At 33.3% G+C, this 6,665-nt stretch carries 6 protein-coding genes; all 6 read left to right on the top strand.

Going from position 1 to position 6,665, the window contains the following annotated elements:
• Window positions 1-917, top strand: a 917-nt coding sequence (locus NWQ57_RS22420) for an SLBB domain-containing protein (RefSeq protein ID WP_306024420.1), incomplete at its 5' end; no start/stop codon positions are given.
• Window positions 918-962: 45 nt separating this feature from the next.
• Window positions 963-1,925, top strand: coding sequence for a Wzz/FepE/Etk N-terminal domain-containing protein (locus NWQ57_RS22415; RefSeq protein WP_306024419.1), 963 nt, complete (start codon window positions 963-965; stop codon window positions 1,923-1,925).
• Between the two features lie 388 nt (window positions 1,926-2,313).
• On the top strand, window positions 2,314-3,375 hold the full coding sequence (locus tag NWQ57_RS22410; protein ID WP_306024418.1) for an FAD-binding protein: 1,062 nt from the start codon (window positions 2,314-2,316) through the stop codon (window positions 3,373-3,375).
• Window positions 3,376-4,677, top strand: a complete 1,302-nt coding sequence (locus tag NWQ57_RS22405) for a flippase (protein WP_306024417.1) — start codon at window positions 3,376-3,378, stop codon at window positions 4,675-4,677.
• Window positions 4,664-5,947 (top strand): UDP-N-acetylglucosamine 1-carboxyvinyltransferase, encoded by a 1,284-nt coding sequence (locus tag NWQ57_RS22400; protein ID WP_306024416.1) that lies wholly within the window; start codon window positions 4,664-4,666, stop codon window positions 5,945-5,947. The genes NWQ57_RS22405 and NWQ57_RS22400 overlap by 14 nt, the downstream gene beginning before the upstream one ends.
• Window positions 5,948-6,130: 183 nt before the next feature.
• The coding region (locus tag NWQ57_RS22395; protein WP_306024415.1) for a glycosyltransferase at window positions 6,131-6,665 on the top strand (535 nt) is incomplete at its 3' end.

Here is a 6,665-nt window from a genome sequence, read left to right as displayed (position 1 = left end):
GATTAATCGAATCAGCATTTGTGCAAAAGGCAGAGTTATCGAGAACCCAACTTGATGACGAAGACACTTACAAAGTTAATCATGTACAAATTAATTTGATTGATGCCTTGAATGGTGACTTGGCATCCAACCAATTGCTGGTAAGCAAGGATACCTTAAACGTGCTCAGAGCGCCTGATTGGTATGACAATAGAAGAGTTGAATTGATCGGAGAGGTGGTATTTCCGGGTATTTATCAAATTAAAAAAAATGAAACCTTAGCTCAAGTCATTGAACGTGCAGGCGGTTTTACCAGCGAAGCAAGTATCCGAGCAGCCATCTTTACTCGAGAAGAGCTCAAAAAACGTGAAAAAGCCAACATGGATAAAACGGTTGAAGATCTTAAGCAGCAAATTATTTCAAGTAACGTGTCGGGAAGCCAAAATGTCAAAACAATTGATTACCAAGAAGCGAGTGAAATTCTCAGTGATTTGTTATCAATTGAACCGGTTGGCCGTTTAGTTATTAATTTGCCTGACGTAACGAGCGGTGTGCAAGTAGCAGATATCCAATTAAAAGATGGTGATAAGCTTTATGTTCCAAGTATATCTGCTTCTGTCTCGGTTATTGGTGAGGTGTTTGTTCCGACCACTCACATCCTTGAAGGAAATATGACCCTAAGTGACTATATTGAGCGCTCTGGTGGTTTAACCGAACGTGCAGACAACAGTAAAATATATATTGTTAAAGCGAACGGTTCGGTAAAAATACCAAATAATAACTTCTGGTTTGACGATAAAAGCATCGTGCTCGAGGCAGGAGACACCATCGTAGTGCCAAGGGATGTTGTTAACTTTGAGCGTCTTGGGTTGTGGCAGACTGTTACAACAATATTTTATCAGTCTGTAGTGGCACTTGTCGCTATAGGAAGGTTGTAAAAATCGGAATTTACATGAGAAGATTACGTGACTGAAGAGTATAAAATGGAAGAAAAACAACAAAATATTCGTTATGTGATGGTTTCACCAGTAAGTGTGCAAAGTTCTGGTTCAAATGATGAAATAGACTTGGCTGAATTGTGGAAAGCCATATGGTCAGCGAAGTGGTTAATTATTGCAATAACTTCGATTTTTGTTTTTGCCGCTGTGTTTTATGCATTGTACTTGCCAAATATTTATAAGTCTGAGGCTTTATTGGCCCCTGTAGAAACTGAACAACAGGGCGGGCTCGCTGGGCTCGCTGGGCAGTTTGGTGGAATTGCTTCGTTAGCTGGACTAAATTTAACCGGAGGGGCAGGAGATAAAACAGACTTGGCACTTGAAATTCTTAAATCCCGGGAATTCTTTAGTATGTTTAATCAAAAACATAATATTTTACCAGATTTAATGGCTGCAAAATCTTGGGATATGACAATTAACCTAGTTATCTATGACGAAGACCTATATTTAATTCAAAGAGATGAGTGGGTTCGAGATGTTGATCCTCCAAAGCAAATTAAGCCGTCTATACAAGAATCTATTAAAATATTTAAAGATAAATTAAATATAGCGGTGAATAAAGACACGGGAATAGTGACTGTAAGTGTTGAGCACTATTCACCTTATGTAGCAAAACAGTGGATTGAGTGGCTGATAGAAGATATTAATCTCCACATGAAAAATCGAGATAAGCATGAAGCAGAACAAAATATTGCTTATCTACAAACTCAGATTGAAAAAACCACAGTATCTGAGTTAAAAAATCTTTTATATCAATTAATTGAAGAACAAACAAAAACACTGATGTTTGCGGAGGTGCGAGAGGAGTATATTTTCAAAATAATTGATAAGGCTTTTGTTCCTGAAGAAAAAGCAAGTCCTAAAAGAGCAATAATAGTTGTTCTAGGGTTTATATTAGGGGCTATATTGTCAGTATCCTTTGTCCTTGTTCGTAATTTTAAGAATTGAGAGTGCATGCCTTAAATACGCTACTAATTATAAGTTAATTTAAAAAACCTTAATGATTAGGAGTGAAAAGGTATGCGAGTGAACAAATAAATTGTTTTAGCCTCAGCAGCTTACAACAATCTAGATGTTAAACGTTTTTAGCAATTAGATATCCATCAAAATATGTTACTAGTGCACTTAGGGAAGCTAAAAGATATTAAGGTTAAGATATTTACTAGAAAATATTTATTAATACAATCAAACGAAGTTATATTTTTAGTCTAAAAATAGAGATACTAAATAAAAAGCTCTATGTGCTAATGTTAAATTAAATAAAGATTTTCCCTACAGTGTAGAAATTTTATAAATTACCAAATTTTCTCAAAATAAAATGTAAGAATGAATAATAATGGATAAATGGTTAGAAGCGGTTGATAGCTTTCTGAAAGAAGAATGTATACCAAGTCTTCATGATTTTAATTTGAAGTCCAATAGCTACTCGAAAACTGGTTACGAAGTTAAGCGCTACATAATGCCCAAAACTATAGAGCAACTAGTAAGCATAATAAGGTTTTTGAGATTAAATGAAATCCAGTTTAAGGTGATTGGTGAAATGACAAATATCTTATTCTTAGATAGCGTTATTTACGGCACCTTTATATCAACTAAATTCTTAAATCGAATTTCATTCACTGAAGTAAATTGTTCTGTAGAAGTTGGAAAGTTTTTACCAGACCTAGTCAGAGAGTTTGCGATGAGAGGTTACACTGGAGTTGAGGGACTTGAAGGTATACCAGGAGGTATTGGTGGAGCAATTTTCATGAATGCTGGTGCATATGGTTATACAGTTTCTGACCTTATTGATCGGGTTGAGTGTATTGACAAAAATAGTAATCTTATTTGGTTAACTAAAGAAGAGCTGGAATTTGCAAAACGCGAGTCGATATTTAAAAAAAATAATTCCCTAATCATCACGCGAGCTGTATTTAATTTGAACATCGGCGATGAAAAAGACATATATAGAAAAATTGAAACTTATCATATAGCTAGACATTCATATCAAGAATGGGTTTACCCTAATTTAGGAAGCATTTATACTTTTGATGGTTCTGTTTATGATCAATTGTCAAAGAGTAGAAAGATATTTAGAATTAAATTTTTTATTTTGAAATTTTTATTTTTTAATAAATTAATTCGGTTAATTAGAAGGAAAAATCCTTCCAATAGAATATTAAATAGACTAGTTGAGTTGGATTGTTCGTTTTCTGAATATAAAGATTTATTTTCTCATAAAAATCTAAATACTTTTTTAAATAAGAATTATGCATCTCATGTGCTACTTTCTTTTATCTTTAGATTAGGCAGAGAATTAGGCGATTCCGCAATTTTGGAAAATGAGATTTTAATCGATTATATTTATAAAATAATCAATCAAGAAGAATATGAAAAGTGTATGAGCATTATAAATTAGATGGCAATTATTAATAATGCAATATACTTAATTGTAGATCGACTAATTCGTGTTGGATTAGGTTTTATTACTGGGATAATCTTAGCTCGATATCTAGGGGTTACTACTTTCGGAGAATTAAGTAGTGCTCTATCATTACGTGCTATTATAATTATATTTTGTGCTCTCGGTTTAGAAACCTTTGCAATAAAAGAATTATCGAGGAGACAAAGGCAAACAACTTCTATTGTTTCGTCTCTTATTGTAATACGAATTATTACCATCGTTATATCAGCTTTAGTAATTTTTATTTTTTATTATTATCAGTATGTTGGCTTGGTTTCGCTAATTATATCAATGTCAGTAATATTTCAATTTTTTGAGCCGCTTGAGTACCATTTTAAATCCGTATATAGAACCAGTGTTATTGCCAAGTCTTCAATGTTAGCTAGTATTTTGAGTTTCTTAATTAAAATTACGATGGTCCATTTTGACTTTAGCATTATATATATAGCTCTTTCTTATGTTTTTGACATTTTTTTTTACCACTTATTATTATTTAGATTTTATTTTGGAGCTTTTGGTAATTTAAAACTGGGACGAAATTTTAAAGTAAATTTAAAGTTTTTTACTCAGGAAGGAATATTTTTAGTTTTTTCTTCGTTATCTGTAATTATATATACCAAAATAGATGTAATTATGTTGTCGCAGATTAAAGGTGATATTTACGCAGGTTACTATGCTGCAGCAACCAGGCTCTCTGAAATCTGGTTTATTTTTCCACCAATATTAACACAGGCTATTGTTCCATACGTTGCAAGAAACTTTAAAAAAGAGTCATCATTTGGAGACCTAGGAAAAGGAATGATGCAATTGATTGTTGTGCTTTCATTATCATTTATTGCACTTATATATATTATCTCAGATAAACTCATTTATAACCTTTATGGTGCAGAGTATGTTATGTCAAGCGATATTTTGAGATTGCACTGTGTTGCGGGACTTTTTTCTGCTGTTGGTACCATCCAAGCTTCATGGATGTATAGCTGGGGAATGGCCAAGTTCTCGGCAGTCAAAAATATTATTGCTTGTGTTATTGGGGTATGTCTTAATTATTTGTTAATACCCGATTTTGGTGTCTACGGTGCTGCATCTGCCACTATAATTTCGCTCTTCTTATCTAGTGTGGTACTTAATATATTTGCAAGACAAGGTAGGCAGGTTGTGATTTCATTCTTTCGATCGATTATACTTTTGGATTTAAATTTGATGATATTAATCATAAAAAGCTTATTTGGTAAAATTAAATATGACAAAGTTTAAAGTTATAGGCGCTAAGCAGTTGTTTGGAGATATTAATATTTCCGGTGCCAAAAATAGTTTGTTGCCACTTATATGTGCTTCATTATTATCGAGATCAGTTATTCTCAGAAATGCTCCTAAATTAAGAGATGCGGAAATTTTGTTAGATATACTATCTTCTATAGGAATTACTGGAGACTGGGATCCCTCTGGCGAGGTCTTGTATATTAATGCAAAGCAAATAGGCCACGATGTTAAATTGCTTCAAGGTTTGGTATCAAGCATAAGATATTCAACCATCTTGATGGGAGCATTAATTGGTGCTGGCTGTAAGAAGCTAGAGATTGCATATCCTGGGGGATGTTCTTCATTTGGTACTAGGCCAATTGATATTCATCTAGTCGGTTTTGAAGCGCTAGGAGCTGATATTTCGATTTTAAAAAATTCAATTGTAATTAGTTGTGAGAGCTTAAATAAACAAGTTCAGCATACGCTTAGGTTTCCAAGTGTAGGGGCAACATTAAACCTAATTCTCGCTTCAGCAGCAGTAGAAGGTTCAGTTACTTTGCATAATATCGCTACTGAGCCGGAAGTTATTGATTTGATAGATTTTTGTGTGAAATTAGGCTTCCAATTTAGGTTTTTGAAGGAACGCTCCCTTGAGATTACCCCTCCTATGTCTTTAAGGACTGCCTTGTTAGAACATTCGGTGATTCCGGATAGAATAGAAACTCTGAGTTTTATGGTTCTTGGGACACTTCTTTGCAAGGATAGGTTAGAAATCAAAGGAGCTAATATTGCTCATACAAAACAGCCTAGAGACTTTTTACGTTCAATGGGGGTTCCATTTGACATCTTTGAGGATCGAATTGTTGTATATCGATCAGAAAAGCTGAATGCGCGTCGATTAACTGTTGATGTTTATCCAGGTATCGGGACTGATTATCAGCCTCTTATTGCTGCAGTTATGTCTTATGCAAATGGTGTTTCGGAAATTATTGATCCAGTTTATCCCAAACGATTTGCCTATTTAGATGAGTTGACTAAGATGGGTCTTCAATCGACACACTTAGACGGTCTAGCAAATATCGTAGGTGATCCGTCTTTGTCTGTAAATGGTGATTTTGAGTTGGAGTGTCACGACTTACGTGCGGGTTTTAATTCTTTAATATTTGCTCTACTGAATGATGGAAAAACTGTTCTTACAAAAGCAGAACAAATATTAAGAGGCTACTATTCGGTCGTAGATAAGTTGCGAAGTATAGGTGCCGATATAGAGACTATAAATTAGTTTATATTTTAATAAGTCTGTACTTTTCAAATTAATTGAGCTGAGTGAAATTTATTATTTTCCTTAGTAAATTTATATTTAATCAGATACAGTTAGAAGTCAAATCAAGTAAGAATTTTTTTAGCTATCTTCTACAGAATACATTAACTATAACACTAGTTATATTCAAGACCTGAGGGGTTCATGCGAGTTAGACATATATGCTTTTTTTTAAATTCCGTTAATTTTGGCGGTTCTGAACAGTATTTATATTCACTTTCTGAAAATTTTATCAAAGATGGAGTGAAAGTAACGTTTATCTCCTCTGGGGGTAAAATGGAACGTAAGCTGATCGAAAGTGGAGCTGAAATACTCAATATTCCAATCGTTGGTATATTTAAAGATAAAATCGCTGAACTACCTTTCAAACATCGTTTAGTTTTAAATAATTGGTGGTTCTTTGGTCCACTTTATGGCTTTTTCCTAAATAAAAAATTAAAAAATGTTGATACTATTATTTGTCAGCATGGATTTCCTTCCATTTTGGCGTCGGATTTTTCAAGAAAAAACAATTGTAAATTAGTTAATATAGTTCATCACCTGTTACCTAATGAATATACTGATATATATAATCAGTTGAATGTTAAACCAGATGTATTTGTAGCAATTAGTCAAGAAATCAAAGATTTTTTGACTAATCAAAAATTTGTTAAAAATAACTTAATTATTAGTAATCCCA

This window comes from Paraglaciecola sp., assembly GCF_030730205.1.
Classification (GTDB): Bacteria; Pseudomonadota; Gammaproteobacteria; order Enterobacterales; family Alteromonadaceae; genus Paraglaciecola.
The sequence above is the reverse complement of the archived record's forward strand: the minus strand, read 5'-3'. Positions and strand labels throughout refer to the sequence as shown.